13 protein-coding genes are annotated in these 15,033 nt (G+C 43.2%); 12 read left to right on the top strand and 1 reads right to left on the bottom strand.

All coding sequences use genetic code 11. The features are described 5' to 3' along the window. Positions 1-221 precede the first annotated feature (221 nt). Positions 222-1,397 carry a pyridoxal phosphate-dependent aminotransferase gene (locus B5Y67_RS13825; RefSeq protein WP_088227018.1) on the bottom strand — a complete coding sequence of 392 codons (1,176 nt, stop codon included), beginning with the start codon at positions 1,395-1,397 and terminating at the stop codon, positions 222-224. A 244-nt stretch (positions 1,398-1,641) separates the two neighbouring features. Here B5Y67_RS13825 and B5Y67_RS13820 point away from each other — a divergent pair, with 244 nt between their 5' ends. The 12 genes from B5Y67_RS13820 to B5Y67_RS13765 all read left to right on the top strand — a co-directional run bounded on the left by B5Y67_RS13820 (position 1,642) and on the right by B5Y67_RS13765 (position 15,028). After that, positions 1,642-2,031, top strand: coding sequence for a c-type cytochrome (locus tag B5Y67_RS13820; protein ID WP_348982304.1), 390 nt, complete (start codon positions 1,642-1,644; stop codon positions 2,029-2,031). Next, the gene (locus B5Y67_RS13815; protein ID WP_088227016.1) at positions 2,028-3,419 is read left to right on the top strand and encodes a cbb3-type cytochrome c oxidase subunit I; all 1,392 of its coding nucleotides are present in this window, start codon (positions 2,028-2,030) and stop codon (positions 3,417-3,419) included. Before B5Y67_RS13820 ends, B5Y67_RS13815 begins: the two co-directional genes overlap by 4 nt. A gap of 44 nt (positions 3,420-3,463) precedes the next feature. Next, positions 3,464-4,867: an FMN-binding glutamate synthase family protein gene (locus B5Y67_RS13810; protein ID WP_088227015.1), complete on the top strand. Its 1,404-nt coding sequence runs from the start codon at positions 3,464-3,466 to the stop codon at positions 4,865-4,867. Between the two features lie 126 nt (positions 4,868-4,993). Next, a complete protein-coding gene (locus B5Y67_RS13805) occupies positions 4,994-5,767 on the top strand; it encodes a DeoR/GlpR family DNA-binding transcription regulator (RefSeq protein WP_088227014.1) in 774 nt (257 codons plus the stop codon). Positions 5,768-5,800: 33 nt separating this feature from the next. Next, complete coding sequence (locus tag B5Y67_RS13800; protein ID WP_088227013.1) at positions 5,801-6,919, top strand: DegT/DnrJ/EryC1/StrS family aminotransferase; 1,119 nt, start codon at positions 5,801-5,803, stop codon at positions 6,917-6,919. A gap of 119 nt (positions 6,920-7,038) precedes the next feature. Then, the gene (locus tag B5Y67_RS13795; protein ID WP_088227012.1) at positions 7,039-8,220 is read left to right on the top strand and encodes a DegT/DnrJ/EryC1/StrS aminotransferase family protein; all 1,182 of its coding nucleotides are present in this window, start codon (positions 7,039-7,041) and stop codon (positions 8,218-8,220) included. A gap of 339 nt (positions 8,221-8,559) precedes the next feature. Next, complete coding sequence (locus B5Y67_RS13790) at positions 8,560-9,978, top strand: PTS mannitol transporter subunit IICB (RefSeq protein WP_088227011.1); 1,419 nt, start codon at positions 8,560-8,562, stop codon at positions 9,976-9,978. Between the two features lie 11 nt (positions 9,979-9,989). Continuing rightward, complete coding sequence (locus B5Y67_RS13785) at positions 9,990-12,035, top strand: PRD domain-containing protein (protein WP_088227010.1); 2,046 nt, start codon at positions 9,990-9,992, stop codon at positions 12,033-12,035. Continuing rightward, positions 12,032-12,472, top strand: a complete 441-nt coding sequence (locus B5Y67_RS13780; RefSeq protein ID WP_088227009.1) for a PTS sugar transporter subunit IIA — start codon at positions 12,032-12,034, stop codon at positions 12,470-12,472. The genes B5Y67_RS13785 and B5Y67_RS13780 overlap by 4 nt, the downstream gene beginning before the upstream one ends. Then, a complete protein-coding gene (gene pfkB, locus B5Y67_RS13775) occupies positions 12,473-13,405 on the top strand; it encodes a 1-phosphofructokinase (RefSeq protein ID WP_088227008.1) in 933 nt (310 codons plus the stop codon). It abuts the gene before it with no gap. 91 nt (positions 13,406-13,496) lie between these two features. Beyond that, positions 13,497-14,756, top strand: a complete 1,260-nt coding sequence (locus B5Y67_RS13770; protein WP_088227007.1) for a zinc-binding dehydrogenase — start codon at positions 13,497-13,499, stop codon at positions 14,754-14,756. After that, a complete protein-coding gene (locus B5Y67_RS13765) occupies positions 14,756-15,028 on the top strand; it encodes an HPr family phosphocarrier protein (RefSeq protein WP_242975972.1) in 273 nt (90 codons plus the stop codon). The genes B5Y67_RS13770 and B5Y67_RS13765 overlap by 1 nt, the downstream gene beginning before the upstream one ends. Positions 15,029-15,033: the final 5 nt, after the last annotated feature.

Genomic DNA, 15,033 nt, shown 5'->3' with positions numbered 1-15,033 from the left:
GTATCATTTAGAGTTGTTATGATATAGGTAACTAAATTCTACACTAAAATGACGGTTTCCTCCACTAAATGTAGGATAAAAATTTTAGAGATTATATGCTTTTGGGGGAGTCTTACGAATGGATAAAAGGTACTAAAGAAACTATAGCTGGAAGCTAACGCTTCCAGCCTTGTTCACAGAGAGCTTTTTCTTTCTCAAGGGGTGGCCCTTATCCGGCGATCTTATTTTAGTTTGCCTAAAGCAGTTTCGATTCGCTCTAAAGCCTTTTGGATATTCTCTACGGAGTTTGCATAGGAGAAACGGAGATAACCTTCTCCATAAGAGCCAAATGAGGTGCCTCCCAGACAGGCAACGCCTGCATCGTTCAAGAGATAGTCGGCAATTTCCTTACTGTTTCTGTTAAAGGATTTGAAGTTAGGGAAAACATAGAAGGAACCTTCTGGTAAGAGGCAGCTTACTCCTGGGATTGAATTTAAGCCATTGACCATAAGGTCGCGGCGTTGTTTGAATTCGGCAACCATTCTGTCGACATCTGTTTGCGGTCCAGTGAGAGCTTCCTTACCGGCCATTTGAGTAAAAGCCGAGGTACATGAATTTGAATTAACCATTAACTGAGAAATCCGATCCGCAATCTCCGCAGGCATTACTCCATAACCTAACCGCCAGCCTGTCATGGCATAGGTCTTGGAAAATCCGTCGAGAATGATTGTCCAATCCAGCATACCGGGTAATGAAGCAATGGAAAGGGGTTGTGTATTCCCATAAACGATTCGGTCATAAATCTCATCGGATAGGACAAGGATTTCTTGACCTCTTACTAAGTCTGCAATAGCTTTGACATCCTCATTAGTGAGTACTCCGCCTGTAGGATTGCCGGGAGAATTAATAATGAGCATTTTAGTCCTAGGGGTAATCAGCTGAGCCAGTTCGTTAACGTCCAGGCGAAATTGATTTTCTTCCCGCAGGGGTATGGGGACTGGCTTGCCGCCAACAAAGCGGATAACTGATTCATAAATAGGAAAGCCGGGGTTAGGATAAATAACTTCGTCACCGGGATTCACAGTTGCCAGAATGGAAAAAAACATAATTGGTTTTCCGCCTGGAACTATGACGATGTTTTCCAGTGATGTGTCGACGTGTTTATGACTGCGAATATACTCGGCAATGGTTTCTCTGACTTCGGGAATACCTGGTGCAGGCGTATAGTGGGTATACCCGTTTGTGAGAGCAAAGCAAGCAGCATCAATAATATTTTTAGGTGTGTCAAAATCAGGTTCGCCGATCTCTAAATGAACGATATCCTTTCCTTGGGCTTCCAGAGCTTTGGCTTTTGCCAAAACTTCAAAGGCAGTTTCTGTACCTAACAGGGACATTCTTTCAGCAAATAACGGTTTCATAGAGTGGCTCCTTTGCATTTTATTTAAAAATAAGACTAAGAAGCATTATTTAAAACAAAGTTTCTAATATTTTTAACCCTTAACAGAAGCTTTATGTCTTTGCGTGATTACGGCAGCCTTTTCCCAGTATTCAATTCAAGTAAATTAACACTAGTGTGTTAGTTTGGACCTGTATACTTTTGCAACAAAGGTTAACACTACCATAAATCATAATGGACAGAATTGGAAGGGAAAATCTTTGAAAATGCGAACTTTTTTGTTACTCAGCAGCTTATCCTTTGCATTATTCGTAGGTATTATCCTGATATCATCTCGCCTTCCTTCTCCAATGCCGGAACAGGCCGTGGAGGGTAAACTTGTCTGGCAAAAACATAACTGTATAAGCTGTCATACCTTATTCGGCAATGGGGGATATGTAGGAGAAGACTTAACAAATATCACACGGAAGGAGACTCCGTCCCAAATTGTTAACTATCTTATAAAGCCGCCGGTGGTTCCTCCGAATAAATACACTCATCATCCGGGCCTCGCTATAAAAGACGCGCAAAACCTGGTACATTATCTGGAGTTTATCAGTACCATACCAACATTAGGTTGGCCGCCTCAGAAAGAGAAGGCGGGAAAAGAATCATGAAATTGCTTAGCTTTTTACCTTTCCTAGGAAAAACGCAAAAACCTGTGGTCCGAAAACAGCAGTTTTTAGCCCAAAAAATAAGCCGCAGATATTGTTTTACGGCAGTAACGTTATTTGCCCTGCAAAGTGTAGTGGCTGTGACCGGAGCCATAGATCTGGTGATACCTGATTTACCGTCCCCGATTCCTTTTGAGTTCGGCAGGGCAATCCATTTAGGGCTGGCTGATCTTTGGCCGCTCATTGGTACTATGGGTATGGTCTACTATTTCATTACAGCAGAGCTTGATCGGGAGATCTATTCTCCCCCGCTGGCTCGATGGCAGTACTGGATTGTTGTTCTATTTAGTTTGGCTATTTTTACAAGTTTATCCTTCAAAATTGGAAATGGACGGGAATTCCTGGAAGGATTGCCTGTCCTGTATATGGGGATTTGTATTTCCTTGGCTTTGGCCTCTTACAATCTTATCAGAACTTTATTCATGGTTAAAAATAATATTACGCCGGCGGCCGCAGTTATGACAGTAGGGATAATCTTTCTGCTGCTCTTATTGCTGCCGAATACTATTTTTTATAGTAATCCTATTACGGATGAGGCAACTAAGTTCTGGGTTGTTCACTTATGGGAAGAAATGGCCTTTGAGCTTACTTCTGCTGGTTTTATCGCCACCTTTTATGTCGTTTCAGGTCTGGCAGATCGCGCCAAAGTAGAAAAATGGCTCTATCTTGAGGCCTCTTTAGCTGTTGTTGGAGGCTTGTACGGGACCGGACATCATTATTATTGGATCGGTTTTCCTGCTGTTTGGTTAGTCATTGGTTCCCTGGTCAGCATCGTAGAAGTCATACCGGTGGGAATATTAGTTCACATGACTTATAAGGGTTTGAAATCTAAGAAAAACAGAAGCCGCCGAGAAAAGCTGACCCTTTGGCTGTTGTTAAGCAGTGTTTTTTACCATATAACGGGAGCGTCTCTTTTGGGACTCTTAATCACTATACCTTGGGTCAACTTATATATGCACGGGACCTATGTTACCTCCGGCCATGCTCATTTGGCTTTATTTGGAACTCTTGGCTTTCTCGTTTTATCTGGGTGTTATTACATCCTTAGCCGAGGGAGTGAACCAACCCTTAAAGGGTACAAAAGCGGCGTTTTGGCGGTCATTTTGCTAAATGTTGGTTTGCTGGGTATGGCTTCGGCTTTATTAGCCGCCGGCCTCAAAGAGAGTTACCTCTGGCGATATTTGGGTATGGATTTTGAACAAGTGCGGCTGCAGTTGAATCTCTATTTGTTTATAAGGGCCTTAGGGGGAGCGGTTTTTGCCCTTGGCGATCTTTTTCTATTTTGGCTCATTTGTAAAACGTGGAAGCAAACAAAATTACCGAAACGATAAGTGTTTTCACATCTCATTAACCTAACTTTAAATGGGGGCGTATAATGCAGATCGTAATAACGAGTTCTTTTTGGCTCTTTTTACTAATTCTATTATTAGTCCTGCAGTTGTCTTTGGTGCTTATCGTGATTATTAAACCAATCACTCGTTACTTAGTAGGGAAAGAGATCAGCAATTTTATGGACAAGCTTCTTTCGGATAAGTATACTCAGAACCTTATGGAAGTTTGGCCGGCCGGAAAACGAGTATCTGTACTTAACATTCTGGAAATAGGTTTTCGCGCCCAGCAGGGTAAGATAATTACTAGACCCCTTGGTTCGCCAAAACATTTTCCCGGATTCGATAATCTCATGTTTGCTCCCAAAATTATGACACGGTTGTCACTGCCTGAGAACACTCCAATGAATATGCAGGTGACTATTGGTCCTAAAGCTGCCAAGTCGATGATCATCAATATTCCAATTATGATCGGAGCTATGGCTTATGGAATTGCTTTGTCAGAGGAAGCCAAAAGGGCTTTGGCAAGAGCAGCAAAAACTCTACAAACATCTACCTGTTCCGGAGAAGGTCCTTTTTTGCCGGAAGAACGCCAAGAAGCAGGAAAATATACTTTACAAATATCACGTTGGGCTTGGGGGGCCAGGACTCAAGAGCAAATTGACGCAGCTGATATGCTGGAAGTTCAAATGGGACAAGGCGCGGATATGGGAAGTGTTAGTTTAGAAGCCAAAGAATTTCAGGGCAGAGCTCAGGAACTTTCTGGCTTAGCGCCAGACGAACCGGCTGTAGCCTTTCCTGCACCGCCAGGGATTCAAAAGCTCAGTGATTGGCCGGGGTTTATGAAACAACTGCGAAGACAGTCCAAGGGTCTGCCTATCGCCTTAAAAATCATGGCTACGGGGCATCTTGAAAATGATCTGGAAGCTGCTGTTAAATTAGGCTTTGATGCTGTTATAATTGATGGAGCTCAAGGCGGTTCTCATGCAACAACTCCCATCAAGCAAGATGATTTTGGCATCCCCAGCTTCTTTGCCTTATGTCAGGCTGTGCGCTTTTTAAATAAAGCTGGGGTTCGTAATCGGATCAGTTTAATTGTGGCCGGAGGGTACTTTACGCCCGGAGAGTGTCTCAAAGCAATTGCTCTGGGAGCAGATGCCATTTATATGGCAACAGTTCCCCTTTTGGCTTTAACCCATAATCAAGTCGGTAAAGTAATACCTTGGGAGCCTCCAACGACATTAGTGTTTTATGACTCTCCCACCAAGGGTAAACTTGATATCGATCAGGCAGCAACGAGTGTTGTGAACACTATAACCTCCATGGTTCTTGAAATGGAGGAAGGAATGCGCGCTCTTGGAAAATCATCCTTAAAAGAACTTTCTCCGGAGGATCTTGTTGCCTTAGATTCTTTGACAGCTGAAGTGACCGGAGTAAAAAGAATTTACTGAGCATGTCGGTTGGTACCAGCTATTATTAATTTTCTGGCAAAAAACTGCATTAAGCTGTATTTAATACTTAACAAAACGGCATAAACGTGATATTATGTCCCTAGGCAATTGGAAAAGGGGTATGATATGTTTGCAGAGGAACGTCGTGAAAAGATCCTCTCCAAAATCAAGTCCATGAGACGGGTATTTGCCAAAGAACTTGCGGAAGAATTTCAAGTTTCCATTGATACAATTCGCAGAGACCTTACGATGATGGAAGAAGACGGCCTCTTAAAAAGGACTCATGGAGGGGCGGTGCTGTTATCCAAAGTTCGAAGATTTCCAATGGATGAGAAGATTAGATTTAGTGAGGGAACTGAGCATCAAAATGCTGTTGCTAAGCTTGCCGCATCTTACATCGAACAAGGAGATACGATCTTTATCGGCGGAGCAAGTATTCATTATGTACTCTTGAAATATTTGCCTGTCGATCGGGATTATACGGTCATTACGAATGCCTTGATTATTGCTGAAAAACTAAAAAATTTTGCCAACATTGAAACCTATATTGTCTGTGGCAAAATTAAAAGCGAAGAAGGAATCGTTGATCCTATGGCAACTGAATTTATCAGAACCTTGCGGATTGATAAGGCGTTTTTGACTGGGGGAGGCATTTCAGCCAATCATGGTTTGAGCAGTTCAACTCCGGAAGGAGCGATCTTCCAAAGAGTCGTGGCAGAGATCTCACGGCGAAAAATATGCCTGGCGAATTTTGATAAGGTGGGAACGGAATTCTTTGCTCGAACCCTTGATTTGAGAGACTTGGATGTTCTTATCACCGATTGGGAAGCTCCTGATGAAGAACTGGAAAAAATCCAACAGAGCGGCGTAAAAGTTTTAGTTGCGAATGAAGAGAATTAATTTGAAAGAGTTCATGAAAGAGGGTAGTCGAAGGTGAAGGTGAGTTTTTATACCTCCCAAAGGGAGTACTTAGCTAAAAAGGACGAGTTTGATCGTGCCGTTCAGTCTGTTATCGAGAAAGGAAACTTTATCCTGGGCGAGCAAGTTGCTCAATTTGAAAGGGAGATTGAACAATATACAGGGGCTAGATATGCCATTGGAGTTGCCTCCGGGACGGATGCCCTGACGATAGCGTCGGACATTCTTGGCTTTAAAGACGGTAAAGAAGTTATTACATCGCCCTTTACCTTTCTAGCCTCGGCATCCTGCATCACTAAGCATAAGGGACGACCGGTATTTGTTGATATTGACGAAGAGACCTTTGCCCTTGACGTTAACAAGATCGAGGAAAAAATCAATCCGCAGACCGTGGGAATACTTCCAATCCATCTCTTTGATCAAATGGCAGACATGGACAGAATTATGGATATTGCTCAGAATCACCAACTAAGAGTGCTGGAAGATGCGGCGGAAGCCTTTGGCATGAGATGGAAAGGCAAAAGCGGACAGTACCGGCATGCAGGAACAATCGGTGATTTTGGTGTATTTTCCTTTTTCCCGACCAAAACCCTGGGGGGCTATGGTGACGGCGGAATGATCGTTACCAATGATGAGGAACTTGGGCGCAAAGCCAAGTTTTATAGGGTACATGGGGCATCTAAAAAGTACCATTATGACTATATTGGTTACAATTCACGCTTAGATACCCTGCAAGCCGCAATTTTAAGCGTTAAATTGAAGTATATTGATGATGCCATCAGCAAACGAGAGAAGATTGCGAAGCAATATATTGAAAGCTTAAGCGATTGTGAAGCAATAACCCTGCCCAAGATAAAAGGGGATCAGAAACAAGTTTACTATGTTTTTAACATCCTAGCTAAGAATCGAGATCAATTGGCAGAGCACTTAGCTAAAAATGAAATAGGGTATAGCATTTACTATCCTCGTCCCCTTCATCTGCAGCCTTGTTTTAGTTATTTGGGCTATGCAAAGGGAGATTTCCCCGTCGCGGAGAGAGTATCAGAAAATATTATCGCCCTTCCCATATATCCGGAAATCACTACAGATGAAGTGGAGTTTATCTGCAAGACGATAAAATCTTTTTATAAATAATCATGCTTTTATAGATCGACTGTAACCAAAATACGTTAAGAATCAACATAGGGATATGTCCTTTATTCACTTATAAAACTTTCAACTCAGTTTTAAAGAATACTGAAAGGAACTTGATCATGACAACTAAGAAAATTCCCTTTTCGCCGCCGGATATTACGGAAGAAGAAATTAATGCCGTAGCAGATGTCTTAAGATCCGGATGGATCACCACGGGGCCAAACTCAGCTCTTTTTGAAGAAGAACTGGCTCATTATTGCGGGACAGGCCATGCTGTTGCCTTAAATAGTGCTACAGCAGGCTTGGAACTTATTTTGAAAGTCTTGGGCATTGGCCGGGGCGATGAAGTGATCACCACGCCTTACACTTATACAGCCACTTCGAATGTGCTCCTCCATCGGGGGATTATGCCTACCTTTGTTGATGTGAAAAAAGACAGTTTCGCAATTGATGAACAAAAGGTTTATGAGGCGATTACCCCGCAGACTAAAGCAATCATGACTGTAGATATTGGCGGAGTTCCTGTTGACTATGAAGCCATCAGGGGAGTCCTAAATGCTAAAAACCGGCGGGATATTACCCTTATCTCTGACTCAGCTCACTCTTTCGGAGCCGTTTATAAAGGTCAAAAGGTCGGAGGACAGATGGATTTTCATGTTTTCTCCTTTCATGCCATTAAAAATCTGACAACAGCGGAAGGCGGTGCTATTACCTATAACGACAATAGTTTTCATGGGAAAGATAATTTATATAAAGAATTCAAGTATACATCGCTGCATGGTCAGAACAAGGATGCGTTCGCCAAAATGCAAGCTGGGGCTTGGAAATATGATATCCTTACCGATGGTTTTAAGTGCAATATGACGGATATTATGGCTGCCATTGGTCGTGTCCAACTGCGCCGATATGATGAAATGTTAAGGAAACGAGCAGAGCTTCATCAGGTTTATAGCAGTGTGCTCGGTGAAAAGGAATGGGCGATTCTTCCCTTCGACAGAAACGAAGTCATGGAATCCTGCCATCACTTGTATACCTTAAGACTCAAAGGTTTCAGCGAAGAAAAGAGAGACCGTATAATCCAAAAGATGGGCGAAAAAGACATCGCCACCAATGTACACTTTATGCCCTTACCTATGTTTACTGTTTATCGAAACCTGGGCTATAGACTTGAAGATTATCCTAACGCCCACGCCCAGTATGCCAATGAAATTTCCTTACCCCTTTATTCGAAGTTGTCTCTGGATGACGCCCAGTATGTTGCCGAGGAACTGATTGACTGCATTGAATCATTATCATTATAAAGTTAATATTGAAAGATGCCCTTCGCTTAAAAAGGAGGCAGCCTGCGCATTCTATGTGCAAGCTGCTTTTTTATGTTATTGGACATATACTTTCCTTCAGAACATTGGAGCAACTAACTTGCCGTTTTCACCAGAGTCTTAGTGCCGTGGTGCGAACAATTGGGAAGCCAGTGTCTTCGAGTTGCTCTATAAGGTTTGCCGAAAAGTCTCCTGAATATTGGAAGAAAATAAATTATTAAAATTGTCAGTAAAATGCGGTGTCAAGATTGGTTTTCTTTAAATTGTAATATCAGCTGGCCGGGCTTAAGATGAATTTAACAAATCAAAGGAGGTATGGATATGTCGGCAAATGTAAGTTCCCTTGTCAGCGGCGGTGGAAAGACAAAAGCAAAGATCCAGAAATTCGGCGGTTTCCTGGCTGGAATGGTTATCCCCAATATCGGCGCCTTCATTGCCTGGGGGTTGATCACTGCTTTTGTTATTCCGACAGGATGGTGGCCCAATGCTTATTTAGCGAAAGTGGTCAGCCCGATGATTTCTTATCTATTGCCCCTTCTAATCGGTTATACAGGCGGTAAACTCATCTATGGTACCCGAGGCGGAGTTGTCGGTGCCATCGCCACGACGGGTATCGTTGTGGGAGCTTCCATCCCAATGTTTCTCGGCGGCATGATCATGGGACCACTGGGCGGTTGGGTCATTAAAAAGTTTGACCAGCTTGTCGAGGGTAAAGTGCCAACCGGTTTCGAAATGCTGGTTAACAATTACTCAGCCGGAATCTTAGGAGCCTTGCTTTCAATCCTAGCCTACCTTGTTATCGAGCCTGTTGTCCAGGGCTTTTCCAATGTCTTAGGCGGTGCGGCTGTTGCTGTTACCAATGCAGGATTACTTCCCCTTATATCGATTTTCATCGAACCCGGTAAGATCTTATTTTTAAATAATGCGATTAATCATGGTGTTCTAGCGCCTTTAGGAATTCAGCAAGTTAAAGAAGTGGGCAAATCCATTTTCTTCCTTCTGGAAACGGATCCCGGGCCTGGTCTGGGAATCTTAGCCGCCTATTGGTTGTATGGCAAGGGTATGATCAAACAATCTGCTCCTGGAGCAATCGTTATTCAATTCTTAGGCGGTATTCATGAAATCTATTTCCCTTATGTTCTCATGAAGCCGTTATTATTACTCGCCGTGATTGGTGGAGGAATGGCCGCTGATTTTACCTTCGTCGTGACCCATGCCGGATTAGTAGCTACTCCGTCACCAGGCAGTATTTTTGCAGAAATGGCCATGACTCCAAAAGGCGGGTTCTTGCCTGTAATGTTTGGGATCGCTGTCGGTGCAGTAGTTTCCTTCCTGATTGCTTCAGTTATTTTAAAACGGGATAAAACTGAAACCAGCGGAGAAGACCTTGTCAATGCTCAAGAAATGGTTTCGCAAATGAAAGCTGAGAGTAAAGGACAAAGTAACGTACAAAAAGCCGTACAAACGCCAAAGCTGATAATATTTGCTTGTGAAGCGGGTATGGGTTCATCGGCAATGGGAGAGTCTATTCTCAAGAAAACAATTAAAGATGCAGGTTTGAGTATCGAAGTGCGGCATACGGCTGTCAATCAGATTCCCGGGGAAGCTGATGTTGTTTTTACCCAGGAAGGACTGGCAAACCGTGCGGCTGAGGTCGCACCAAAGGCAGAAATCGTCACTGTTAAGAACTTTTTAGATAAAACAACGTATGTGAAGTATGTCAACAGCTTAATTAAATAGGTTGTGAGAATGTGGAAGAATTAACTGTTCGGCAAAAGTTCATCATGAATAATCTGATGGAGAAAGGTCCTCTAACCCTTAAGGGCCTTTCTCAACAAATTGACGTCAGCGAGAGGACGATTTCCCGAGAGACTTCTGCCCTAAATGATTGGTTAAAGCAATACAAGGTACGTATCTCGGAAAGCGGAGGTAAGCTCTATGTTGACGGAACAGAACAGGATTTAATTAAGGTCAGGGAAAGTTTCAAAGAATTCCCCACTCTATGGCTGCTTACTCAGGAGCAGCGTCAAATCCTGATCACGGCCCAGCTTCTCTTAGCTGATGAGCCTCTGAAATCAGCTTATTTTAGTCATCAATTTAACGTGGTTGAAGGGACTATTAGTTTCTACCTGGACAAGATTCAAAGCTGGCTGGAAGATAAAAACCTGACTCTGGTTCGTAAAAGAGGGTATGGTCTGGAAGTCACAGGCACAGACTGGTATAAGCGTAACGCTTTTGTTGATTTAATCTACAATTATAAGCCTCTAAGTGAATTACTGACGTTTCTTTATGAAGACAGCAAGGATTATCTGTTGCTGGCCTTTTTCAAAGTTACCTTTGGAGAAGCTTTAACTTCTTTAACCAAAGATATCATGGATGAAATCAATGAAAATGTGTCTCTGGCAAACGATATTAAGTTTTTCAGTGCGTATATCCACTTACTGTTGGTTATTAAACGTACTGAGAGCCAAAATCCCATTGAATTGCCTCCTCAATTGGTGCAGGATATACTCGTCTCCAAGGAATTTGGCTTTATGACTCAAGTTCAGGAAATTCTTCAGGATTACGGGATTAATCCCCCGGAGAGCGAACTTGCTTATTTGGCAATTCACTTACAGGGCGATAGGAAGTTGTTTCAGGATGAGAATGAAGCCCAAAAGCTGGGTTTCGAGTTGGAAGACTTAATTCGGGAAATGATTTATCTTACTGAAAAAAAGCTTAATCAAAAAATCATTGGCGATGAAACTCTTCTTAATGGGTTAACTCAGCATCTTAATCCAGCCTTATATCGTTTGACAATGGGACTCGAAGTAAGAAATCCAATCATTAACGAGATCAGGCATTATTACGCACAGCTGTATAATGCGGTTTCTTATGCATGCCGGCATGTTTTCTCGAAATATAACTTAACGATTCCCAGTAATGAAGTTGGGTATATTACCATGCATATTGGTGCAGCTATTGAGAGACAAAATAGGCTGGAAAAAAAGAACAGGATGCTCATTATTTGTCCCAACGGTATGAGCACGGCTAAAATGTTGTATCATAAAATTCGCAACGAATTCCCTGAATTAGAAACCATTGACATCTGTTCTTTGCGGGATATGCACGCTAAGATAAAAGACGGCTATACCATGGTGGTTTCGACGGTTAATATCGAGCCTGAAATTGTGCCTGAGCTAACGGTCGTTTCTCCGTTTCTGCCGCAAGAGGATATTGAAAAAGTGAAAGCAGCCTTAACAAAGGCTGGCCAAGAGAGTGCTCTAAAAAAGAATATCTCGTTACCCGTCAGCGAACCTGACGAGCTGGAAAAAGATTTGGAAACGGTCAATGTCATGCTGCAGAAGTTTCACTTGAACTCTCTGCAAGCGGAAACTTATCAAGACACGATTCAGGGTATTGTCCAAGGCATACACGCGGCTCATATTATCGCAGACAAAGCTCGAATTTATAATTTGATAGCTAAACGAGAAGAAAAAGGAAATGTAATTATCCCCGGCCGTCATATCGCTCTCATTCACTTTCGTGCGGAGGAAATTCCAGAACCCTTTGTCAGTGCCTTTCGGCTTAAACATTTTATTGAAATTAAAGGAATCGGATACTCTTCCGAAAATGTTGATACGTTTTTTGTCATGCTGGCTCGCAAAGACGAAAGCAATTACATTCTTGAGTTGCTTGGCAAAATCAGCGTTGCTCTGGTTGAGAATGATTATTTTGCTGAGGTTTTACGTTTCGGTGATTTGAAAGATATACGCAGTGAATTAGTTGAAATCCTAAATAAGGAGGAAGAGTCGTGAATCAAGAGATCTTCAACGAAGACAATATACAACTTGGCCTGGTATCTGAATCAAAGAGGGATGCCATTTTAAGAGCCGGAGAACTTCTTAGGAAGAACGGATATGTTCGAAGTGAATATCTGGAAGGGATGATAAAGCGAGAGGAGAGTCTGACGACTTATGTGGGAAATGGCATTGCCATTCCCCATGGGCTTCCGGAATATATTCAATATATTCAAAAGTCCGGACTTGTCATGCTGCAATACCCTGAAGGTGTTGATTTTGGAGAAGGCAATATCGCCTATGTCTTAATTGGAATTGCCGGTAAAGATGATGAACATCTTGAACTGTTATCGACCATCGCCTTGGTTTGCCAGGAAGAAGAGAATGTGACAAAGCTTAAACAAGCCGCAAGCAAGCAAAAGGTCCTGGAAATCCTTTCTGGTGGTGATGTATAGATGATTAAAACTGTCACCTTGAATGCGGCGGTGGACAAGACGGTGGAAGTTCAAGATTTTCGCTTGGGGTCTGTCAACCGCATCACGAAACTTCAGATGGATGCCGGCGGTAAAGGCATTAATGTTTCTAAGGTTATTCGAGCCTTAAACGGCGAGAGTATGGCCTTGGGTGTCTTAGCCGGTCGCAATGGCGAGTTTATCCAAGCTGAGATCGAACACAGAGGTATCTCTCATGATTTTCTTTTTGTTCAGGGGGAGACCCGTACAAATTTAAAAATTGTTGATCCGCTGAATTCAACCTTCACAGATATCAATGAGCCAGGAATCATGATTTCTGAGGCAGCTATTCAAGAGATTGAAGATAGGATCTTCAAAGACTTTGATTCAGAAACGAGCTTAGTCCTTTCCGGCAGTATTCCCAGTTCTGTGCCTTCTTCCATTTATCGGCGCTGGCTTGAACGGGCAAAAGCCCTGGGCGGAAAAACGTTTTTAGATGCTGATGGCGAACTGCTTCGTGAAGGGCTTAAAGCAAAGCCATATCTGGTAAAGCCTAATCATTATGAGCTTGAACATTTTCTGGGTCAAAAACTCTCTGGTTTGGAGGACATTGCCAAGGCGGCCCGTGATTTACTGAGTCAAGGGGTGGAAGTGATCGCCGTATCGTTGGGTTCGGAAGGTGCACTTTTCGCCTATCAAGAGCAGGTCATTCATGCTCAGGCATTGCCCGTTGAAGTCAAAAGCACCGTAGGAGCAGGTGATGCTATGGTCGCTGCCCTGACCCTTGTTCCGCCGGGTGAGGATTATCTGCTTCGAGCGGTTCGCTGGGCAATAGCCGCGAGCGCTGCGCAAGTCATAACTCCCGGTACTCAACCGCCAGAGTTAGCTAAGGTACTCACTTATCTTGATCAGGTTCGGTATCAGAGACTTGCTTGAATTAGCTATTGCTAAGAGCAGGTATCGTTATAGCTTCGCATCAGACGGATAGTTTTGAGATTTGCTATTTTGACATCAGGAGGGGTAATTAATGAAAACCAGAGCAGTACGCTTATATAATGAAAATGATCTCCGTTTAGAAGAGTTTGAACTACCGGAGATAACCGATGAAGAAATCTTAGTGGAGGTTATTTCCGACAGTGTTTGCATGTCAACCTATAAAGCAGCTATTTTGGGTAAGAACCACAAACGGGTGCCTCAAGATGTCGATGTTCACCCGATTATCGTAGGCCATGAGTTCGCAGGCAATATCGTCAAAGTCGGAGACAAATTAAAGGGCCAGTTTAAGGAAGGAAATAAGTTTGCCTTGCAGCCGGCTTTAAACTATAAAGGCACCATGTGGTCTCCCGGCTATTCTTATCGCTATTTTGGCGGAGACGCCACGTATAATGTAATTCCGCGGGAAGTCATGGAAATTGGCTGTTTTCTTAACTATCAAGGAGAATCCTACTACGAAGCTTCTTTAGCAGAACCCATGTCCTGCATTATCGGAGCTTTCCATGCCAGCTATCATACGAGTATGGGAAGTTACGAACATCGCATGGGGATTGTTGAGGGCGGAAAAATGGCTTTACTGGCTGCCGCCGGACCGATGGGGCTAGGGGCCATCGACTATGCTCTCCATGTCGATCGCCGTCCTTCCTTGTTAGTAGTTACGGATGTTGATGAAGAGAAGCTTTCTCGGGCCCGCACAATTTTTACGGAACAGGAAGCTAAAAAATGCGGTGTGGAGTTGGTATTTGTCAATACAAAGGATGTTGAGGATGTTCCCGCTAAGCTGCGAGCTTTGACAGGTGACACAGGTTTTGATGATGTTTTTGTCTTTACGCCTATAAAACCCGTCGTTGAACAGGGCGATCAGATTTTGGGACGTGACGGTTGTCTTAACTTTTTTGCCGGCCCGACTGATCCGAAGTTCGGAGCGCATTTGAACTTGTATAATGTTCACTATGGTTCGACTCATATTATGGGTACTACCGGAGGGAATACGGAGGATCTTCTGGAATCGCTGAAACTGACGGAAGAGAAGAAAATTAATCCTGCCGTCATGGTTACTCATATTGGCGGTTTGGACGCCGTGGCCGAAACCGTTTTAAACTTACCCCACATCGCCGGAGGGAAAAAGCTGATTTATACGCACATTAATATGGAATTAACGGCAATTGAGGATTTTGCCAAGCTGGGTGCTAATAATACGCATTTTGCCTGTTTGGCAGATATCGTTGCCAACAATAAAGGGCTTTGGTGTGCTGAAGCAGAACGCTATCTTCTTGAGAAATGGAGGGCTTAATGATGCTAACTCGTGAATTAACGATCAACAACAAATCTGGTCTGCATGCGCGTCCGGCATCCCTGTGGGTGCAAACAGCCAGCCGATTTCGTAGTAACGTTAAAATTAAACACGGCAATTCAGTTGTCGATGGCAAGAGCATTTTAGGCATCCTTTCTTTAGGCCTGTCAACAGGGAGCGTTTTTGAACTCTTAGTCGAGGGCGAGGATGAAACAGAAGCTATTGTTGCTTTGGAAAAATTAATGATTGATCTTGAAACCCAAGATAGGTAGGTAAA

It is taken from the genome of Desulfosporosinus sp. FKB (assembly GCF_002196705.1).
Lineage (GTDB): Bacteria > Bacillota > Desulfitobacteriia > Desulfitobacteriales > Desulfitobacteriaceae > Desulfosporosinus.
Note: the sequence above shows the minus strand (reverse complement) of the source record. Positions and strands in the feature narration are given on the sequence as shown.

What these genes read in the sequence shown, in the direction of transcription:
- B5Y67_RS13820 (WP_348982304.1), top strand. Translation starts at nt 1,642, where the DNA reads ATGCGAACTTTTTTGTTACTCAGCAGCTTATCCTTTGCATTATTCGTA.
- B5Y67_RS13770 (WP_088227007.1), top strand. Translation starts at nt 13,497, where the DNA reads ATGAAAACCAGAGCAGTACGCTTATATAATGAAAATGATCTCCGTTTA.
- B5Y67_RS13805 (WP_088227014.1), top strand. Translation starts at nt 4,994, where the DNA reads ATGTTTGCAGAGGAACGTCGTGAAAAGATCCTCTCCAAAATCAAGTCC.
- B5Y67_RS13790 (WP_088227011.1), top strand. Translation starts at nt 8,560, where the DNA reads ATGTCGGCAAATGTAAGTTCCCTTGTCAGCGGCGGTGGAAAGACAAAA.
- B5Y67_RS13825 (WP_088227018.1), bottom strand. Translation starts at nt 1,397, where the DNA reads ATGAAACCGTTATTTGCTGAAAGAATGTCCCTGTTAGGTACAGAAACT.
- pfkB (WP_088227008.1), top strand. Translation starts at nt 12,473, where the DNA reads ATGATTAAAACTGTCACCTTGAATGCGGCGGTGGACAAGACGGTGGAA.
- B5Y67_RS13815 (WP_088227016.1), top strand. Translation starts at nt 2,028, where the DNA reads ATGAAATTGCTTAGCTTTTTACCTTTCCTAGGAAAAACGCAAAAACCT.
- B5Y67_RS13795 (WP_088227012.1), top strand. Translation starts at nt 7,039, where the DNA reads ATGACAACTAAGAAAATTCCCTTTTCGCCGCCGGATATTACGGAAGAA.
- B5Y67_RS13810 (WP_088227015.1), top strand. Translation starts at nt 3,464, where the DNA reads ATGCAGATCGTAATAACGAGTTCTTTTTGGCTCTTTTTACTAATTCTA.
- B5Y67_RS13765 (WP_242975972.1), top strand. Translation starts at nt 14,756, where the DNA reads ATGATGCTAACTCGTGAATTAACGATCAACAACAAATCTGGTCTGCAT.